The following is a 19,032-nucleotide window of genomic DNA, read 5'->3' as shown; positions in this document are numbered from 1 at the left end:
GGATTAAATTGTTCCGCAAACCTTTTCAATCAATTCCGCAGGGAATTGCATTGACTGCATGATGTGCTCCACCATGCTGCATTTACGGCCGGTGTTGGTATTGGTGATCACCCAGTACGGCGTGCCTGGCACGTGTTTCGGTTTGGTTTGATTACCATTTTTCAGCAGCGTCTGTTCATCTGCTGCAAAATAAACGCGCGTACGGCCATGCAACGAATCCGTTGCTTCGGCGAACGCGTTTTGATCCAGAGAATAGAGTGTAGACAGCACCAGCATAAAGCGATTTACTGCTTTCTTCTGTTCCGCATATTCATCGGACAACAGCAGTTCACGCATCGCGCGCACTTTATCTTTTACGGGGTTAACCGGCCTGGCTTCCACGACAGGTTGCACAGCGCGGACTTCTTTTACTACCGGAGTAACAGGCTGTGATGCGGCGGAAAATTTCAACATACGCCGTAAAATGTCGGATGCGCTCTCGCCGATATGCTTGGTGTGGCTGGCAATATAGCTATAGAGTTCATCATCAACTTCAATCGTTTTCATCTTAATCCAGTGCAGTGTTTAGCTGAATACAAGTTGTTGGGTTAACACGCGTAGTGTAAAGGCAAATCCCAACAGCGGATAGCGTCAAGCCTGGTGGCTGATAAAACTCGGAGTAACCGTAGTTGTTGCAGCCCTGTGGCAGAATGGTCAACATGATACCCTAACCCGTGAGTGTGAAAAAAAGAACTTTGCCATGAAATTGAATATCCGAGCGCAATCTGCGCAAAACCTGCACAATAATTCTCCCATCGTCCTGGTTCACGGCCTGTTTGGTAGTCTGGATAACCTGGGGATCCTGGCGCGCGATCTGGTGGCCGATCACGATATCATCCAGGTTGATATGCGAAATCATGGCCTCTCGCCCCGATCGCCTGAGATGAATTATGCGGCCATGGCGCAAGACCTGGTGGATACGCTGGACGATCAACAGATCGAAAAAGCGATCTTTATTGGTCACTCGATGGGGGGGAAAGCCGTCATGGCGTTAAGCGCGTTGGCCCCTGACCGTATCGATCGACTGGTGGCTATTGATATTGCGCCAGTTGACTATCATGTGCGCCGTCACGATGAGATTTTTGCGGCAATCAATGCCGTAACCGATGCACAAGCGTCCTCACGCCAGCAGGCGGCAAGCGTCATGCGCCAGTATCTGCAAGAGGAAGGTGTTATCCAGTTTCTGCTGAAATCCTTTGTTGACGGCGAGTGGCGCTTTAACGTTCCCGTATTGTGGGATCAATATCCCCATATCGTTGGTTGGGAAACCGTCCCGGCGTGGGAGCACCCGGCATTGTTTATCCCTGGCGGTAACTCCCCTTATGTCACCGAAGCGTATCGCGGGCAGCTGCTGGCACAATTCCCGCAGGCTCGGGCGCACGTAATTGCGGGCGCGGGGCATTGGGTACATGCGGAAAAACCTGAAGCAGTGCTGCGGGCCATTCGTCGTTATCTGAACGAGCAGGCTAACTGATTAAAAACTCAGCGTCCGTGCGCGATTACGCGCGTGGGCGTTGGCGTGCCTCCCCTGCTGATGTATTATGGCGCGCTATCCATCCGGGCAGACGCCTGGCTGATTGTTTCCCCGAAGTCACCAAGATCATGGCCAAAGAACAAACGGACCGTACGACATTAGATCTGTTCGCGCAGGAGCGTCGCCCGGGACGACCCAAAACTAATCCGCTCTCGCGTGATGAACAGTTACGTATAAATAAACGTAATCAGCTTAAACGTGACAAAGTTCGCGGGCTTAAGCGTGTCGAACTGAAACTGAACGCTGATGCCGTTGACGCGTTAAACGAGCTGGCCGAGGCGCGTAACATGAGTCGCAGTGAACTCATCGAACAGATGCTGATGACCCAACTCACCGCATTGCGCGGTCAGGCATAGTCTGAATTTCTGCTCTAAATCATAAATCGTGTAGCACAGAGTGCAGTCCCGCGTGTTTGCTGTTTCCGCATGCCTGACTGTTCTGCTATGATTGCCCTTATCCGTGGGCAATGCGCCACCACCATTTCAATAAGTTTCAAGAGGTTATTTTACTCATGGCAATCACTGGCATCTTTTTCGGCAGCGACACCGGTAATACCGAAAACATCGCAAAAATGATTCAAAAACAGCTTGGTAAAGACGTTGCCGATGTACATGACATTGCAAAAAGCAGCAAAGAAGACCTGGAAGGGTATGACATTCTGCTGCTCGGCATTCCAACCTGGTACTACGGTGAAGCGCAGTGTGACTGGGACGATTTCTTCCCTACCCTCGAAGACATTGATTTTAACGGCAAACTGGTCGCACTGTTTGGCTGTGGCGACCAGGAAGATTACGCAGAATACTTCTGCGATGCGTTAGGCACCATTCGCGACATCATTGAGCCACGCGGCGCCACCATCGTCGGTCACTGGCCAACGGCGGGTTATCACTTTGAAGCGTCCAAAGGTCTGGCTGATGACGACCACTTTGTTGGTCTGGCTATTGATGAGGATCGCCAGCCGGAGCTGACCGCAGAACGCGTAGAAAAATGGGTTAAGCAGATCTCAGAAGAACTGCACCTCGACGAAATCATCAATGCCTGATTTCACGCGGCGTAGATCATCATCTGCGCCGCATCAATAGTTAAAACCAATCAAAATAATTGCTACAAATTTGTAACTTTTTCGTCTGACCCTGTACAATGGCTGGATGCCAATCGGGTGTTGCACAGTGTGTTTGTCGGCGATACCACGTTTTGATTAACAATATATGCCAGAGACTTGCAGTTTTCATTTAACCATGGCAGTTCTATAATGATATGCAATTTCTCAAGTGCAATTTCTGTCACTTCTGTTAATGAAGTGAATCGTTTAGCTACAGGACAGATTCCGCATGACTGACAACAATACCGCATTAAAGAAGGCTGGCCTGAAAGTAACGCTTCCTCGTTTAAAAATTCTGGAAGTTCTTCAGGAACCGGATAACCATCACGTCAGTGCGGAAGACTTATACAAGCGCCTGATCGATATGGGTGAAGAAATTGGTCTGGCGACCGTGTATCGTGTGCTGAACCAGTTTGATGATGCCGGTATCGTGACCCGCCATAATTTTGAAGGTGGTAAATCCGTCTTCGAACTGACTCAACAGCATCACCACGATCACCTCATTTGCCTCGACTGCGGCAAAGTGGTCGAGTTCAGCGATGATTCCATTGAAGCGCGCCAGCGTGAGATTGCGGCTAAACATGGTATTCGCTTAACCAACCATAGCCTCTATCTTTACGGCCACTGCGCCGAAGGCGATTGCCGCGAAGATGAGCATGCGCACGACGGCAAATAATGTGACGCTTTCTGAAAAGCCAACCTTCCGGTTGGCTTTTTTTATGGGCTGAATTTGACCAGCCCCCTCTTCCTTCTCCGTCAATGTTGCTTTAATGTAAAAATCAATTGCCCTTCCGGAGAGTTGAAATGGAACTTCGCCAGCTACGCTATTTTGTTCGCATTGTAGAAACCGGCAGCATGGGTAGCGCAGCGCTCGATCTTAATATCGGCGTTTCGGCGCTCAGTCAGCAAATGACGCGGCTCGAAAACGAACTTGCTATTCGCCTGCTACAACGCACCTCGCGAGGTGTGACACCCACCAGCGCCGGACTGGCTTTTTACTCCCAGGCGCAGCTGGCGCTCCGGCATGCAGACGATGCAATCCTCGCCGCTCGCGAGGCCCGACTTTCCGGGCATGTCAGCGTCGGTATGGCTCCCAGTACCGCTTCCGTTCTCGGCATGCCTTTTATTCACGCCATGCGGGAAAGCTATGCTGATGTTCGCCTGCACGTGGTGGAAAGTCTCTCTGGCAACCTGGAACGAATGATTAATACCCGCCAGATTGATCTGGCTGTGGTGTTTCAAAAAGAAAAGATCCTGCGCTGGAGCGCCAGACCGATTCTCGAAGAACGGCTGTTTTTAATTGGGACCCATGCCCTACTGGCTGATATTGCCGATGACAATATTGCGCCTGCCCAACTGGCAAATATTCCATTGATCATGCCAAGCCCGGGACACGGTCTGCGCGGCAGGCTGGATGCCATCAGTCAGGAACACGCGCTGAACATTGAGATCGCTACTGAAATTGATGGTCTGGCGTTACTGATGCGCGCCGTGCGCAGTGGCATTGGTGCCACTATTCAGCCAGGTGCGGCGATCTCCCATCTCGATAAAGACACTCTAAGAGTGATCGGCGTCCATAATCCGATACTTAGCCGCCCTAACTTTCTGGTCAGCCTCTCTGACGATGAACTTACCCCGGCAGGCCTCGCCGCCCGTGTGGTGCTGACAAAAGTTATGCATCAGCTGGTGGAAGCCGGAAGCTGGCCTGGCGCTACGCTTTACAATAACTAAAGCACTGTTTAGCGTCACGTCATAGCGCCCATACAGCCTGTACGTATACATTTCAATTACAAATTTAACAAATAGTTAAATGGTAATGGAGTATACGATGGTTGATGTTCTGGTGATTGGCGGTGGCAATGCCGCGTTGTGTGCTGCCTTGACCGCCCGCGAGCAAGGAGCTTCGGTACTCCTGCTCGAAGCGGCTCCCCGTGAATGGCGCGGAGGAAACTCCCAACACACACGTAATTTACGTTGTATGCATGACGCGCCGCAGGATGTGCTGGTGGAAAGCTATCCTGAAGAAGAATTCTGGCAGGATCTGTGGCGCGTCACGGAAGGGAATACCAACGAAGCGCTGGCGCGTCTGGTGATCCGTACCTCTTCACAATGCCGTGACTGGATGCGTCAGCACGGCGTTAACTTTCAACCTCCTCTCTCCGGCGCTTTACACGTGGCGCGAACCAATGCCTTTTTTATGGGCGGTGGAAAGGCCCTGGTAAATGCCTATTATCGCAGCGCAGAAAAGCTGGGCGTTCAAATTCGCTATAACACCCCCGTTCAGGCGCTTGAACTGCGTAATGGCGAGTTCGTGGCGGCGTTAGCAGGCGAAGAGCGCATCACCGCTAAGTCCTGCGTGCTTGCCGCTGGCGGGTTTGAGTCAAACCGCGAATGGCTGCGAGAAGCGTGGGGAGAGAACGAGCGCGGCGAATGGCCTGCGGATAACTTCCTGATTCGCGGCACGCGCTTTAACCAGGGCGTACTGCTCAAATTTATGATGGATGCCGGAGCCGACATTATCGGCGATCCCTCCCAGTCACACTGCGTGGCTATTGATGCCAGAGCACCATTATATGATGGCGGAATTTGCACCCGCGTGGACTGCGTCTCGCTCGGCATAATGGTAAACCGTGACGCAGATCGTTTTTATGATGAAGGCGAAGATTTCTGGCCGAAACGCTACGCCATCTGGGGACGTCTGGTCGCTCAACAGCCAGGGCAGATTGGTTACTCCATCATCGACAGTAAAGCTATCGGCCACTTTATGCCTCCGGTCTTTCCCGGCGCGCAGGCCAATACGTTGGCAGAACTGGCCCTTCAGTTAGGACTGGATGCCGAACGCTTTACCCACACCGTGACGGAGTACAACAACGCCTGCCAGCCCGGCCAGTTCGACCATACCGTTCTGGATAACTGCACCACCAAAGATTTGCTACCCGCGAAAACGCACTGGGCGCGACCGCTGGACCAGCCGCCATACTACGGCTATGCCCTGCGGCCAGGGATCACCTTCACTTATCTTGGGTTAAAAGTGAACGAACGCGCCGCGGTGCATTTTGCCGGGCTTCCAAGCCGTAATCTGTTTGTCGCCGGAGAGATGATGGCGGGCAACGTGCTGGGTAAGGGCTACACCGCAGGCGTGGGGATGTCGATCGGCACGACCTTTGGCCGCATTGCCGGAAAAGAAGCCGCGCTGGCCGCACGTAAGGAGACTCGTCATGAAGCAGCTTGAGAAACTGATCATCGAAGCGCAAATTATCACCGAACCGGAAGCGGAAGTTGAACGTGTGATGCAAGTGTGCAATGCCTGTCGCTATTGTGAAGGCTTTTGCGCCGTATTCCCGGCCATGACGCAGCGTCTGGAATTCGGTAAAGCGGATATCAATTACCTGGCAAACTTGTGTCATAACTGCGGCGCTTGCCTGCACGCATGTCAGTATGCCCCGCCTCATGAATTTGCCATCAACGTACCGAAGGCGATGGCGGAAGTCCGGCTCGAAACCTATCAGCATTACGCGCAACCCGCCGCCTTTGGCGCGCTTTATCGTCGCGCAGGCGTCACCGTGACGCTGGCGCTGGTTTTCGGTCTGATCCTGTTTTTACTCCTCGCTATAGGTTTGAAAGGCTCACTATTCCATCCTCCGCTGGCCGGGGATTTCTATCAAATTTTCCCGCATAACCTGCTGGCCTGGATGTTTGGTTCGGTGTTTATTCTGGCGATCGGTTTGTTGATGGCCGGCGTGATCCGCTTCTGGCGCGAGATCTCTCCGGGTATGCCGCGTTCCGCCGAGATTGCTGAAGCCTCACACGATGCGCTGACGCTGAAATATCTCGATGGTGGCCACGGCAAAGGTTGTAACGAAGCGGATGATGCTTTCACCCTGATGCGCCGCCGTTTCCACCACTTTACCTTCTACGGTTTTATGCTCTGCTTTGCCGCCACCGTGGTGGCAACGGGCTATCACTACTTTGCAGGTATAGAAGCGCCCTACCCGTTCTTCAGCGTGCCGGTGATGCTGGGCACGTTGGGCGGCATTGGTCTGGTTGTCGGCCCGGCGGGCTTGCTATGGCTGAATCTTAAGCGTTCACCGCTGCATGGCGACGCCCGGCAAAAACCGATGGATCGCGGTTTTATTTTGCTGCTGCTGCTGACCAGTTTGACTGGTCTGGCGCTGCTGGCGGGAAGGGACACTTCATGGATGGCTATTTTACTGGCCATTCATCTCGGCGTGGTCATGGCGCTTTTTCTGACCATTCCTTACGGAAAATTTGCCCACGGATTTTACCGCTGCGCAGCCTTACTCAAGTGGGCGATTGAGAAACGGCGCTGCAAACAAGCGGGGGTCACAGGCGACTAACCCGCAAACTCTTACCTCTATAAATATTATGATAAGACAGTGGAGCAAACCCAATGACACAACAACCATCGCGCGCCGGAACTTTCGGCGCAATACTGCGGGTAACCAGCGGTAATTTTCTCGAACAGTTCGACTTTTTTCTGTTCGGGTTTTACGCCACCTATATCGCAAAGACGTTCTTCCCCGCGGAGAGTGAATTTGCCGGGCTCATGTTGACCTTTGCGGTTTTCGGTTCGGGTTTTTTAATGCGGCCCGTTGGCGCAATCGTGCTAGGTGCTTACATCGACAGAATTGGTCGCCGTAAAGGACTGATGGTGACGCTGGCGATCATGGGCTGCGGTACCCTGCTGATTGCCCTGGTTCCCGGTTATCAAAGCATTGGTCTGCTGGCTCCTGTGCTGGTGTTAGTCGGTCGATTATTGCAGGGATTCTCTGCGGGCGTGGAGCTGGGAGGCGTTTCGGTTTATCTTTCTGAAATCGCCACGCCTGGCAATAAAGGTTTCTACACCAGTTGGCAGTCCGCCAGCCAACAGGTCGCCATTGTGGTAGCGGCGCTGATTGGCTACGCTCTGAATGCCACGCTAGGGCACGATGAGATCTCTGAATGGGGCTGGCGCATTCCGTTCTTTATTGGTTGCATGATTATTCCGTTGATCTTCGTCCTGCGCCGTTCGCTTCAGGAGACAGACGCATTTTTACAACGTACGCACCGTCCCGACACCAGGGAAATTTTCACCACTATCATCAAAAACTGGCGTCTGATCGCTGCGGGTACGCTGCTGGTAGCGATGACCACCACCACGTTTTACTTTATTACCGTCTATACCCCAACCTACGGCAGGGCTGTACTCCACCTGAGCGCGCGCGATAGTCTGATAGTCACCATGCTGGTCGGTATTTCTAACTTTATTTGGCTGCCGATTGGCGGGGCGATTTCTGACCGAATTGGTCGTCGTCCGGTATTGATGGGGATTACTGTACTCGCACTACTTACCACCTGGCCGGTAATGCACTGGCTCACCGCCGCGCCAGACTTCACGCGCATGACGCTGGTCCTGCTTTGGTTCTCGTTTTTTTTTGGCATGTACAACGGGGCAATGGTCGCGGCACTCACCGAGGTGATGCCTGTCTATGTCCGTACGGTGGGCTTTTCACTGGCCTTTAGTCTTGCCACGGCGATTTTTGGCGGCCTTACACCAGTCATATCCACGGCGCTGGTCCAGCTAACCGGGGATAAAAGCTCACCGGGATGGTGGCTGATGTGCGCAGCGCTTTGTGGACTCGCCGCCACGGCAATGCTGTTTGTCCGACTGAGTCGGGGCTATCAACCAGTGGAACATAAGCTCTGAAAAGCAAACGGGCGGAAAACTCTCCGCCCGTTGTCATTTTCTTTTCTCGAATTACTGCGCAGCATTCTTGCTACGTATTTCCTGCCAGACCTTGTCGCAATCAGCATTAACGGACTGATCGTTACCCGTGCGCGTGGCCTGGATACACTGCTGATAATCCAGTACGCGTACGCTTTCTTCATTAGCAAACTGCTGGTGCTGCTTTTCTTTCTTCAACACATTCAGCACGCTTTGGCAGGCTTCAATTTTCTCCGGCGATCCTTGCGCGGTGTTAATACACGCGCTGTAGGCTTCTTTCAGGCGACTGTCTTCTTTCGGCGAAGGGGATTGCGCACAAGCCACCAGCCCTGATGCCATAATGGCGATGAGTATCAGTTTTTTCATAGCACTTTCCTCAACGGAGCGGCAGACGTCTGGTCTGCCGCTGTTGGCATTAGAAGATGGTGAACGGAGCAATAACGATGAACTTCACGTCGCGTTCATCCTGGAAGATGTTGCCGTAACCACCGCCCCAGCTCGGAATGTCTGAATGGTTGTCGTACTGGGTGAAGTGCAGTTTAAACATGGTGCCCTTTGCACGACCATCCTGCAGGGTATAGACCGCATCCAGGCTGTAAGAAGACTCTTCGATAGTCCGGTTTTTGTCGTAGTACGCATCCGGATTGAGCTGCCAGGTAGATGGCTTGGCATCCCAGGCGTAAACGTAGGACGCACCGACTGCCCAACCCGGCAGGTTCCAGTTCTTCAGGTCATACATTGCACCGAAGAAGACGGCCTTTTCGCCGTTGGCGTTGAAGTCAGAACGGTTGTCCCACCAGATATCCAGACGACCGTTTGATGAGGCGTAGGTCGGGGTCATACGCTGCAGGAAGTAACCCTGCTGCCCGTCTGCTTTAACCCAGGTCCCTTCCAGGCGCAGGTCAACCACTTCCGCCACTTTGTAGCCGAAGGTTAACGCCTGCAACCAGGCCGTGCCATCATAAATATCGTTTACTGTGCGATCATCAACTTTGTCGCGCGCGCCATAGAACTGATAGCTGGTGGTAAACGGGTTACCGCCTAAATCGAATTTGTAGCTGGCTTTCGCGAAGTATTGATCGACGTAGCCTTCGGACTGACCAAATGCCGCTTCCAGCAACAGGTTATTTTTGAAGTCATATTTCGCGCCGATTGAGTGCAGGTAATCTACGCTGGTCTTTTTATCGGCCTGATAAAATTTATCGACTTCGGTGTGCCACGGCGCTTTATATTCGTTGGCCCACATATAGGAGAAGCTCAGTGCGCCAGCATCACCATAGTCGAAGTTGGCACCAGCTTCGGCACCCTGATAGGTACCAGGCATAAAGCTCCAGTGCGGAGCCAATAGCGTCTGTCCGGTTGGTTGAATGTAACCGGCGCGCGCCCAGGTTGGGCCGTATTTAAATTTGGCCGCTGCTTTATAAAGGCTAATTCCGCTCTTGTCGCCGGAGTAATCTTCGTCATAGCCTTTATTTTTTGAAGAGAATGCGATTTCGTTTGGATGGCCGCTTTCGCTACTTTCGTTCATTTCAATCGCGGTGAATGCTGCGATATCAATACCAAACATATCGGCCGCATAACCGGACTGGAAGTCGAGGTTAGCGTTCCAGGTCGAGTGAGAAAGGTTGGTTTTGTATTTGTCATGATCGGTGACATCTTTACGGTCACGTTCACGCTGCCAGTAATAGATGCCGCCGGTTAAAGTGGAGTCATCAATGAAACCTTCGGCGTGAGCCTGGGGAGCGACAACGAAACCCGACATTGCTGTGATACCGGCGATAGCCAGCGCCAGCGTACTACGTTTGCCACTAAACGTACGCATATGTTAATCCTCTTTGACATAAAAATGCTGCCGATAAAAGCGGTCAGCGAAAAAACAAAAATTAAAAAAGTAGCGCCAAGAAAACCTCAGTGACTACAATGAATAGACTATTTTTCGCGACGCGAATTATCAATCTCTTTCTGTAACGAGTATGTAATAGTATGAGCAACCGCACATATTTCATTGCTTTCTGTTACATTTTCATCGAGAGATAAAAAAGCGTTGAAAAAATGAAAAAATCGCTTGTTTTCCATGAAGATGAAATCGGTTTCAGCCCATCTCATATTGAGGTAAGTTATTTAAACGTAAAAACATTCAGCCGTTTTATTATTACAGGCATGTAATTAATTCGCTCCGCAAACGGAGCCTGGCACACGTTTTTTGGCATAAAAAAACGCCGCATGATGCGGCGTTTAGACAAGATGTGTTGCGGCTTATTCGCCCGCTTTAGCCCACGTATCACGCAGACCAACGGTGCGGTTAAACACCAGCTTATCAGCCGTAGCGTAACGGCTGTCGAGGCAGAAATAGCCTTCGCGTTCAAACTGGAACGCTTTGCCTGCAACCGCGGCCTGCAGTGATGGCTCGCCGTAGCCGTGTTTAATCACCAGTGATTCCGGGTTAATCACGGACAGGAAGTCCTCTGCCGCACCAGGGTTCGGTACGCTAAACAGACGATCGTACAGGCGGATTTCAATCGGCAGCGCATGAGCCGCGCTGACCCAGTGAATAACACCTTTGACTTTACGACCATCGGCCGGATCTTTGCTCAGAGTGTCGGCATCGTAGGTGCAGAAAATGGTGGTGATATTCCCTTGCGCATCTTTCTCTACACGCTCGGCCTTGATCACGTAAGCATTACGCAGACGTACTTCTTTACCCATCACCAGACGCTTGTACTGCTTGTTCGCTTCTTCGCGGAAATCAGCGCGATCGATCCAGATTTCAGCGCTAAACGGCACTTCACGGCTGCCCATTTCCGGTTTATTCGGATGATTAGGCATGGTCACCATTTCGCTCTCGCCCTGTGGGTAGTTTTCGATAACCAGCTTCACCGGATCGATAACCGCCATCGCGCGCGGCGCGTTTTCGTTCAGATCTTCACGAATGCAGGATTCCAGCGAGGCGATCTCAATGGTGTTGTCCTGCTTGGTCACGCCAATGCGTTTGCAGAACTCACGGATCGCGGCAGCGGTGTAACCACGACGACGCAGACCAGAAATCGTCGGCATACGCGGATCGTCCCAGCCCTCTACGTGCTTGTCGGTAACCAGCAGGTTCAGCTTGCGCTTGGACATCACGGTATATTCCAGATTCAGGCGCGAGAATTCGTACTGACGCGGATGAACCGGAATGGTGATGTTGTCCAGCACCCAGTCGTACAGACGACGGTTATCCTGGAATTCCAGCGTACACAGTGAATGCGTAATGCCTTCCAGCGCATCGCTGATGCAGTGGGTAAAGTCGTACATCGGGTAGATGCACCACTTGTTGCCGGTCTGGTGGTGTTCAGCGAACTTAATACGGTACAGCACCGGATCGCGCATCACGATAAACGGCGACGCCATGTCGATCTTCGCACGCAGGCAGGCTTTACCTTCTTCAAAGCCACCAGTACGCATTTTTTCGAACAGCGCGAGGTTCTCTTCGACGCTACGATCGCGGAACGGGCTGTTTTTACCCGGCTGAGTCAGCGTGCCACGGTATTCGCGGATTTCGTCTGCTGACAGTTCGTCAACGTACGCCAGACCTTTATTGATAAGTTCTACCGCATAGGCGTGAAGCTGATCGAAGTAGTCCGACGAGTAGCGAATGTCACCAGTCCAGTGGAAACCTAACCATTCAACGTCGTTTTTAATCGACTCAACGTACTCGATATCTTCTTTAACCGGGTTCGTATCATCAAAACGCAGGTTGCACTGGCCCTGGTAATCTTGCGCAATGCCAAAGTTCAGACAAATGGATTTCGCGTGGCCAATGTGCAGATAGCCATTTGGCTCCGGCGGAAAACGGGTATGGATCGTGGTGTGCTTACCACTGGCCAGATCTTCATCGATGATCTGACGAATAAAGTTACTCGGGCGGGCTTCAGCCTCACTCATCGTGGATTCCTCAAAGCGTAAACAACGTATAACGGAACATGATCTTATAAGCGACGTCAGGAGACAACTATTAGTTGCACAAAAAAGGTGTTTCAACAGGATATATGAGGGTATTTGCTGCAAAAAAAAGCGGCGGAGGAATATCCCCCGCCGCTTAAGGCATTTAACTCACTTTACTCAGGAGCAGTTACTTACCTTTAATCTCATACAGTGGTGTCTGACCGGCAACCACATGACCTTCGGCTTTAATGACCAGAGCGCCGAAATCATCGCTGTTGCTGCACACAACCGGACTAATCATGGAACGTGCACTGGCGTTCAGGAAATCCAGATCCATTTCCAGAATCGGTTGGCCCGCAGTCACTTCCGCACCTTCTTCAACCAGGCGCTTAAAGCCTTTACCTTCCAGCGCTACGGTATCGATACCCATATGGACGACGATTTCCGCGCCTTTAACGGTTTCCAGACAGAACGCATGGTTGGTGTTGAAGATTTTCACGATGGTGCCCGCAGCCGGAGCAACCACGATTTTATCCGTTGGTTTCACTGCCACACCGTCGCCTACTGCTTTGCTGGCGAAGGCTTCATCAGGAACCTGCTCCAGCGCAACAACGTCACCGGTAATCGGAGAAACCAGCGCTTCAACGGTGACTGCGTTCGCGACAGCCTGCGGTTTTGCAACCGGGGCCGCTGCTGCTGACGCACTTTCAGCAGACGCTGCCGCAACCGGGCCACGCGCCACAACTTTCTTCATTTCGTCGCCAATGGATTCCGCTTTCGCACCTACGATGACCTGGATGGTTTGCTTATTCAGCTTAACGACACCAGATGCACCTAAACGTTTACACATCGCATCGTTTACGCGACCAGAGTCGGCCACGGTCAGACGCAGACGGGTGATACAGGCGTCAATCGCTTTCAGGTTATCGGTACCGCCAACCGCAGCAATGTAGTTGGTTGCCAGTTGAGCCAGACCTTCTTCAGTGTTGCTGTTCGCTTCTTCTGTAACGATATCGTCTTCTTTATCTTCGCGGCCCGGCGTTTTCAGGTTAAACATACGAATAACCGCGCTGAACAACACAAAGTAGATAACGAAGAAGACCAGACCCATCGCAACCAGCATCCAGACGTTCTTACTTGCTGCCGGCAGGTTGTACATCAACACGTAGTCGATAGCACCTGCGGAGAAGGAGAAGCCCGCGTGGATCCCCAGCAGCGTCGCAACGAACAGGCTGATGCCGGTTAACAGTGCGTGCAGGAGATACAGCAGTGGTGCCAGGAACATGAACAGGAATTCCAGCGGCTCAGTAACACCGGTCAGGAACGCGGTGATCGCAACGGACAGCAGCATGCCGCCAACCATCGGACGACGCGCTTTCGGAGCCGCGAAGTACATCGCCAGCGCCGCACCCGGCAGACCAAACATCATGATCGGGAAGAAACCAGACATGAACATACCCGCAGTGCCGTCACCCGCGTAGAAGCGGTTGATATCACCGTGGAATACGGTACCTGCAGCGTTAGTAAATTCGCCAATCTGGAACCAGGCAATGGTGTTCAGAACCTGATGCAGACCGGTTGGGATCAGCAGACGGTTGATGAAACCAAAGATACCGGAACCCAGCGCGCCAGCGCCTACGATCCACTCACCACCCGCATGGATGGCGTTCTGCACCGGCGGCCACACGTAGCCGAAGATAGCAGCCAGCACCAGACAGAAGAAGCCAGTGGCGATCGGCACGAAGCGTTTGCCGCCAAAGAAGCTCAGGAAGTCAGGTAGTTTGATACCAGACCAACGGTTATAAACCGCACCACCGACCAGACCGGTGATGATACCCGCCAGCACACCCATGTTGATGGCAGGGTTAATGGTAACCATTGCTTTGGTCAATATGAAATAACCAACCGCACCCGCCAGCGCTGCCGCACCCGCGCTGTCTTTTGACCAGCTGGAAGCCACACCGATAGCGAAAATCAGCGCCAGGTTATCAAAGATAGCCCCGCCCGCTTGCGCGATGAAAGGTACGTTTAGTAAATCTGGTTGGCCGAATCGCAGCAACAGTGCCGCGACTGGCAGCACAGCGATGGGGAGCTGTAACGCCCTACCCAGCCGCTGGAAAAAACCTAAAATATTCATTTTATTCCCCCTACGAGACCCCGATTAGGCTTCTTTGAAGCCATATTTTTATTGTGCGACCATTCCTGACAGCAAGATTCTGGATCAACGATATTAACCATTCATCTACATTCAGAGTGTGTGAAAATTTAATTCGTATCGCAAATTAAACGCGTGTTTTTTGTGATTCCAGTCACCAAATATCGTTATTAACCCTCCCTTCCACTGGCTAACTACGAAAACTTATTTTATCATTCAAAAAATCGAAACGGATTGATCCTTACCGATGCAAAACCAGGTTACGCTTAATACTGCACAGAGACTCAATCCGCCAATTGCTTACATTTACTTTTGAGGTGAAGAATGAGACTGATCCCCCTGAATACCGCTGAACAAGTCGGCAAATGGGCTGCTCGCCATATCGTTAACCGTATTAACGCGTTCAAACCAACGGCAGATCGTCCGTTCGTTCTGGGCCTGCCGACGGGCGGTACCCCGCTGACAGCTTATAAAGCATTGGTTGAAATGCACAAAGCGGGCCAGGTGAGCTTCAAGCATGTTGTTACTTTCAATATGGACGAATATGTTGGCCTGCCGAAAGAACATCCGGAAAGCTATCACAGCTTCATGCATCGTAACTTCTTTGATCACGTTGATATTCCAGCAGAAAACATCAACCTCCTCAATGGTAACGCGCCGGATATTGATGCAGAATGCCGTCAGTATGAAGAAAAAATCCGTTCTTACGGTAAAATCCACCTGTTTATGGGCGGTGTAGGCAACGATGGTCACATCGCGTTCAACGAACCAGCCTCCTCTTTGGCTTCCCGTACCCGCATCAAAACGCTGACTCACGACACACGTGTTGCTAACTCACGCTTCTTTGACGGCGACGTAAGCCAGGTGCCTAAATATGCCCTGACCGTGGGCGTGGGCACCCTGTTGGATGCCGAAGAGGTGATGATCCTGGTACTGGGTCACCAGAAGGCGCAGGCGCTGCAAGCCGCTGTTGAAGGCAACGTTAACCACATGTGGACCATCAGCTGTCTGCAGCTGCATCCAAAAGCCGTTGTGGTATGCGATGAGCCTTCCACCATGGAACTGAAAGTGAAAACGCTGAAATACTTTAACGAGTTAGAAGCGGAAAATATTAAAGGTCTGTAATTGATGTCTCCGCCCTGTCGATAAGTTGCAGGGCGGCATTTTTTGAAATCGGGGGTCGGAATGTATGCTTTAACCCAGGGCCGGATTTTTACCGGTCACGAAATTCTTGATGACCATGCGATTGTTGTCGCCAATGGCCTGATTGACAGCGTTTGCCCACTGGCTGAGTTACCGTCAGGAATTGAACAGCGCTCACTGAATGGGGCCATTATTTCCCCCGGTTTTATCGATGTACAGCTAAACGGCTGCGGCGGCGTACAGTTTAACGATACGGCAGAAGCCGTGACCGTTGAAACACTGGAAATCATGCAGAAAGCCAATGAAAAATCAGGCTGCACCAACTATCTGCCTACGCTTATCACCACCAGCGACGACCTGATGAAACAAGGCGTTCGCGTCATGCGTGAATACCTGGCGAAGCACCCGAATCAGGCATTAGGGCTTCATCTGGAAGGTCCGTGGCTGAATCTGGTGAAAAAAGGCACCCATAATCCGGGATTTGTCCGTCAACCGGACGCTGCGTTGGTTGATTTCCTGTGCGATAATGCTGACGTGATAACCAAAGTCACGCTGGCACCAGAAATGGTCCCTGTAGAGGTCATCACCAAACTGGTAAATGCAGGTATTGTGGTTTCCGCCGGTCACTCAAATGCGACGGTAAAAGAGGCCAAAATCGGCTTCCGCGCAGGGATTAGCTTCGCAACGCATCTGTTTAACGCCATGCCTTATATAACGGGCCGTGAACCTGGCCTGGCGGGCGCTATTCTTGATGAAGCCGATATTTATTGCGGTATCATCGCTGATGGTCTGCATGTTGACTACGTCAATATCCGTAATGCCAAGCGCCTGAAAGGCGACAAGCTGTGCCTGGTTACCGACGCGACCGCGCCTGCAGGTGCAAATATTGAACAGTTCATTTTCGCTGGTAAAACAATATACTACCGGAATGGATTGTGCGTTGATGAGAACGGGACATTGAGCGGTTCATCATTAACCATGATTGAAGGCGTACGCAATCTGGTCGAACATGCGAATATCGCTCTCGACGAAGTGTTACGCATGGCAACGCTCTACCCTGCTCGCGCCATTGGCGTCGACAAACGACTCGGCAGCATCGCGCCAGGCAAAGTAGCCAACCTGACTGCGTTCACGCGCGACTTTAAAATCATCAAGACCATCGTTAATGGCAACGAGGTCGTTACTGAGTAAGAGAAAGAATGACACCAGGCGGACAAGCTCAAATAGGTAATGTTGATCTCGTAAAACAGCTTAACAGCGCGGCGGTTTATCGCCTGATTGACCAACATGGGCCAATCTCGCGCATTCAGATTGCCGAGCAAAGCCAGCTTGCCCCCGCCAGCGTAACCAAAATTACGCGTCAGTTGATCGAACGCGGGCTGATCAAAGAAGTCGATCAGCAGGCCTCCACCGGGGGCCGCCGCGCTATCTCTATCGTCACCGAAACCCGCAACTTCCACGCCATTGGCGTACGTCTGGGCCGTCACGACACAACGCTCACGCTCTATGATATGAGCAGTAAAGTGGTCGCCGAAGAGCATTACCCTCTCCCGGAGCGCACCCAGGAAACGCTGGAGTATGCGCTACTCAACACCATTGCCACTTTTATTGACAGCTGCCAGCGGAAAATCCGCGAGCTGATTGCGATTTCCGTCATCCTGCCCGGTCTGGTTGATCCTGAAAGCGGCGTCATTCGCTATATGCCACACATTCAGGTCGAAAACTGGGGGCTGGTCGAAGCGCTCGAAAAACGCTTCAAGGTTACCTGCTTTGTCGGTCACGATATCCGCAGCCTGGCGCTGGCTGAGCACTATTTTGGGGCAAGCCAGGATTGCGAAGACTCCATTTTAGTGCGTGTTCATCGCGGAACCGGGGCAGGAATTATTTCCAATGGCCGAATTTTTATCGGTCGCAATGGCAACGTGGGCGAGATTGGTCACATTCAGGTAGAGCCACTGGGTGAGCGCTGTCACTGCGGTAACTTCGGCTGTCTGGAAACCATTGCCGCCAATGCGTCTATCGAACACCGCGTGCAAAACTTACTGAAACAGGGTTATCCCAGCCGACTCACGCTGGATGATTGCAGCATTAAAGCTATCTGTAAGGCGGCGAATAAGGGCGATAACCTGGCGGCAGAAGTTATTGAACATGTTGGTCGCCACTTGGGTAAAACCATTGCCATCGCCATCAACCTGTTTAACCCACAAAAAATCGTCATTGCAGGCGAAATTACTGAGGCGGATAAAGTGCTGTTGCCTGCAATAGAAAGCTGTATCAACACACAGGCGTTGAAAGCGTTTCGCCATAATTTACCGGTGGTTCGTTCCACACTGGATCACCGTTCCGCCATTGGCGCCTTTGCGCTGGTGAAGCGTGCGATGCTCAACGGTACACTGCTGCAACGTTTGCTGGAAAACTAATGCTCTCATATAGTAGTGGATTACTATAAGACTCATAACTAATTCCCTGGGTTGTTCATGACCATCAAGAATGTAATTTGTGATATCGACGGCGTGCTGATGCACGACAATGTTGCCGTACCGGGTGCGGCAGAATTTCTGACCGGGATCCTGGAAAAAGGCCTGCCGTTAGTTCTGCTGACTAACTATCCTTCACAGACCGGGCAAGATCTGGCAAACCGCTTCGCCACCGCGGGTGTGAATGTCCCCGATAGCGTTTTTTATACTTCCGCCATGGCTACCGCTGATTTTCTTCGTCGCCAGGAAGGGAAAAAGGCCTACGTGGTAGGTGAAGGCGCATTAATTCATGAGCTATATAAAGCCGGATTTACCATTACCGACGTGAACCCCGATTTTGTAATTGTTGGCGAGACGCGCTCCTACAACTGGGACATGATGCATAAAGCAGCATATTTTGTCGCTAACGGCGCGCGTTTCATCGCCACAAACCCGGATACTCACGGCCGCGGCTTTTATCCAGCCTGCGGGGCGCTCTGCGCCGGTATAGAGAAAATCTCTGGTCGTAAGCCGTTTTATGTCGGCAAACCCAGCCCGTGGATTATTCGCGCGGCGCTCAACAAAATGCAGGCGCACTCAGAAGAGACCGTTATCGTTGGCGATAACCTGCGTACCGATATTCTGGCAGGATTCCAGGCCGGTCTGGAAACCATTCTGGTATTGTCTGGCGTCTCAACGCTTGACGACATCGACAGCATGCCGTTCAGACCGAGCTGGATTTACCCGTCCGTTGCTGAAATAGACGTCATTTAATCTCTTTAGCCGGATAACAACATCTGCAAGTTATCCGGCCTGAAAAATACATCCATTCAATAAAATCACGACTTCACTGTTGATTCATTAATAATAGTGCTCATTACATAATCTTTTTTCATCAATCAGCAATGACCATTGCGTTTTTTATTTTCCGCACCGTAATTCGCTTGCGCCCTC

Annotated in this window: 18 protein-coding genes; 13 read left to right on the top strand and 5 right to left on the bottom strand. The window is 51.8% G+C overall.

All coding sequences use genetic code 11. From position 1 onward, the window contains the following. Window positions 1-3: 3 nt before the first annotated feature. The gene (seqA, locus tag FDX11_RS18485; protein WP_137398345.1) at window positions 4-546 is read right to left on the bottom strand and encodes a replication initiation negative regulator SeqA; all 543 of its coding nucleotides are present in this window, start codon (window positions 544-546) and stop codon (window positions 4-6) included. A gap of 193 nt (window positions 547-739) precedes the next feature. On the opposite strand from seqA, the gene ybfF reads away from it, so the two are divergent. The 9 genes from ybfF to FDX11_RS18440 all read left to right on the top strand — a co-directional run bounded on the left by ybfF (window position 740) and on the right by FDX11_RS18440 (window position 8,382). Continuing rightward, window positions 740-1,513 (top strand): esterase, encoded by a 774-nt coding sequence (gene ybfF / locus FDX11_RS18480; RefSeq protein WP_061381665.1) that lies wholly within the window; start codon window positions 740-742, stop codon window positions 1,511-1,513. A 128-nt stretch (window positions 1,514-1,641) separates the two neighbouring features. Further along, on the top strand, window positions 1,642-1,929 hold the full coding sequence (gene ybfE / locus FDX11_RS18475) for a LexA regulated protein (protein WP_137398344.1): 288 nt from the start codon (window positions 1,642-1,644) through the stop codon (window positions 1,927-1,929). A 155-nt stretch (window positions 1,930-2,084) separates the two neighbouring features. Then, a complete protein-coding gene (gene fldA / locus FDX11_RS18470) occupies window positions 2,085-2,615 on the top strand; it encodes a flavodoxin FldA (RefSeq protein ID WP_003022839.1) in 531 nt (176 codons plus the stop codon). Window positions 2,616-2,825: 210 nt separating this feature from the next. After that, window positions 2,826-2,912: a ryhB-regulated fur leader peptide gene (locus FDX11_RS25775; RefSeq protein WP_137349021.1), complete on the top strand. Its 87-nt coding sequence runs from the start codon at window positions 2,826-2,828 to the stop codon at window positions 2,910-2,912. Then, on the top strand, window positions 2,905-3,351 hold the full coding sequence (gene fur / locus FDX11_RS18460; protein ID WP_003022836.1) for a ferric iron uptake transcriptional regulator: 447 nt from the start codon (window positions 2,905-2,907) through the stop codon (window positions 3,349-3,351). Before FDX11_RS25775 ends, fur begins: the two co-directional genes overlap by 8 nt. 128 nt (window positions 3,352-3,479) lie before the next feature. Beyond that, a complete protein-coding gene (gene tcuR, locus FDX11_RS18455; protein WP_137398343.1) occupies window positions 3,480-4,406 on the top strand; it encodes a tricarballylate utilization LysR family transcriptional regulator TcuR in 927 nt (308 codons plus the stop codon). A gap of 97 nt (window positions 4,407-4,503) precedes the next feature. Continuing rightward, window positions 4,504-5,907 (top strand): FAD-dependent tricarballylate dehydrogenase TcuA, encoded by a 1,404-nt coding sequence (gene tcuA, locus FDX11_RS18450; protein WP_042309774.1) that lies wholly within the window; start codon window positions 4,504-4,506, stop codon window positions 5,905-5,907. Further along, window positions 5,894-7,033, top strand: a complete 1,140-nt coding sequence (gene tcuB, locus FDX11_RS18445; RefSeq protein WP_137398342.1) for a tricarballylate utilization 4Fe-4S protein TcuB — start codon at window positions 5,894-5,896, stop codon at window positions 7,031-7,033. The genes tcuA and tcuB overlap by 14 nt, the downstream gene beginning before the upstream one ends. Before the next feature lie 53 nt (window positions 7,034-7,086). Next, the gene (locus tag FDX11_RS18440) at window positions 7,087-8,382 is read left to right on the top strand and encodes an MFS transporter (protein WP_137398341.1); all 1,296 of its coding nucleotides are present in this window, start codon (window positions 7,087-7,089) and stop codon (window positions 8,380-8,382) included. Between the two features lie 51 nt (window positions 8,383-8,433). Here FDX11_RS18440 and chiQ read toward each other — a convergent pair whose 3' ends face one another. The 4 genes from chiQ to nagE all read right to left on the bottom strand — a co-directional run bounded on the left by chiQ (window position 8,434) and on the right by nagE (window position 14,461). Continuing rightward, complete coding sequence (gene chiQ, locus FDX11_RS18435) at window positions 8,434-8,766, bottom strand: ChiQ/YbfN family lipoprotein (RefSeq protein WP_038638809.1); 333 nt, start codon at window positions 8,764-8,766, stop codon at window positions 8,434-8,436. A gap of 49 nt (window positions 8,767-8,815) precedes the next feature. Continuing rightward, the gene (gene chiP / locus FDX11_RS18430; protein WP_038638807.1) at window positions 8,816-10,222 is read right to left on the bottom strand and encodes a chitoporin; all 1,407 of its coding nucleotides are present in this window, start codon (window positions 10,220-10,222) and stop codon (window positions 8,816-8,818) included. A gap of 434 nt (window positions 10,223-10,656) precedes the next feature. Then, complete coding sequence (gene glnS / locus FDX11_RS18420; RefSeq protein ID WP_061381662.1) at window positions 10,657-12,324, bottom strand: glutamine--tRNA ligase; 1,668 nt, start codon at window positions 12,322-12,324, stop codon at window positions 10,657-10,659. A 187-nt stretch (window positions 12,325-12,511) separates the two neighbouring features. Further along, window positions 12,512-14,461 (bottom strand): PTS N-acetyl glucosamine transporter subunit IIABC, encoded by a 1,950-nt coding sequence (gene nagE / locus FDX11_RS18415; protein WP_137398340.1) that lies wholly within the window; start codon window positions 14,459-14,461, stop codon window positions 12,512-12,514. Window positions 14,462-14,803: 342 nt separating this feature from the next. Between nagE and nagB the strand changes: the two genes are divergently transcribed. The 4 genes from nagB to nagD are packed head-to-tail and all read left to right on the top strand — an operon-like array spanning window position 14,804 to window position 18,852. After that, window positions 14,804-15,604 carry a glucosamine-6-phosphate deaminase gene (gene nagB / locus FDX11_RS18410; RefSeq protein ID WP_003022803.1) on the top strand — a complete coding sequence of 267 codons (801 nt, stop codon included), beginning with the start codon at window positions 14,804-14,806 and terminating at the stop codon, window positions 15,602-15,604. 60 nt (window positions 15,605-15,664) lie between these two features. Further along, entirely contained in the window at window positions 15,665-16,813 is a 1,149-nt protein-coding gene (nagA, locus tag FDX11_RS18405) for an N-acetylglucosamine-6-phosphate deacetylase (RefSeq protein WP_137398339.1), read from the top strand. Window positions 16,814-16,821: 8 nt separating this feature from the next. After that, window positions 16,822-18,042 (top strand): N-acetylglucosamine repressor, encoded by a 1,221-nt coding sequence (locus FDX11_RS18400; protein ID WP_042309787.1) that lies wholly within the window; start codon window positions 16,822-16,824, stop codon window positions 18,040-18,042. A 57-nt stretch (window positions 18,043-18,099) separates the two neighbouring features. Beyond that, a complete protein-coding gene (nagD, locus tag FDX11_RS18395) occupies window positions 18,100-18,852 on the top strand; it encodes a ribonucleotide monophosphatase NagD (protein ID WP_038638796.1) in 753 nt (250 codons plus the stop codon). Window positions 18,853-19,032 lie beyond the last annotated feature (180 nt).

The sequence above is a fragment of the Citrobacter sp. wls714 genome, assembly GCF_005281025.1.
In the GTDB taxonomy this organism is placed as follows: Bacteria; Pseudomonadota; Gammaproteobacteria; order Enterobacterales; family Enterobacteriaceae; genus Citrobacter; species Citrobacter werkmanii.
This window is presented reverse-complemented; position numbering and strand designations above follow the sequence as displayed.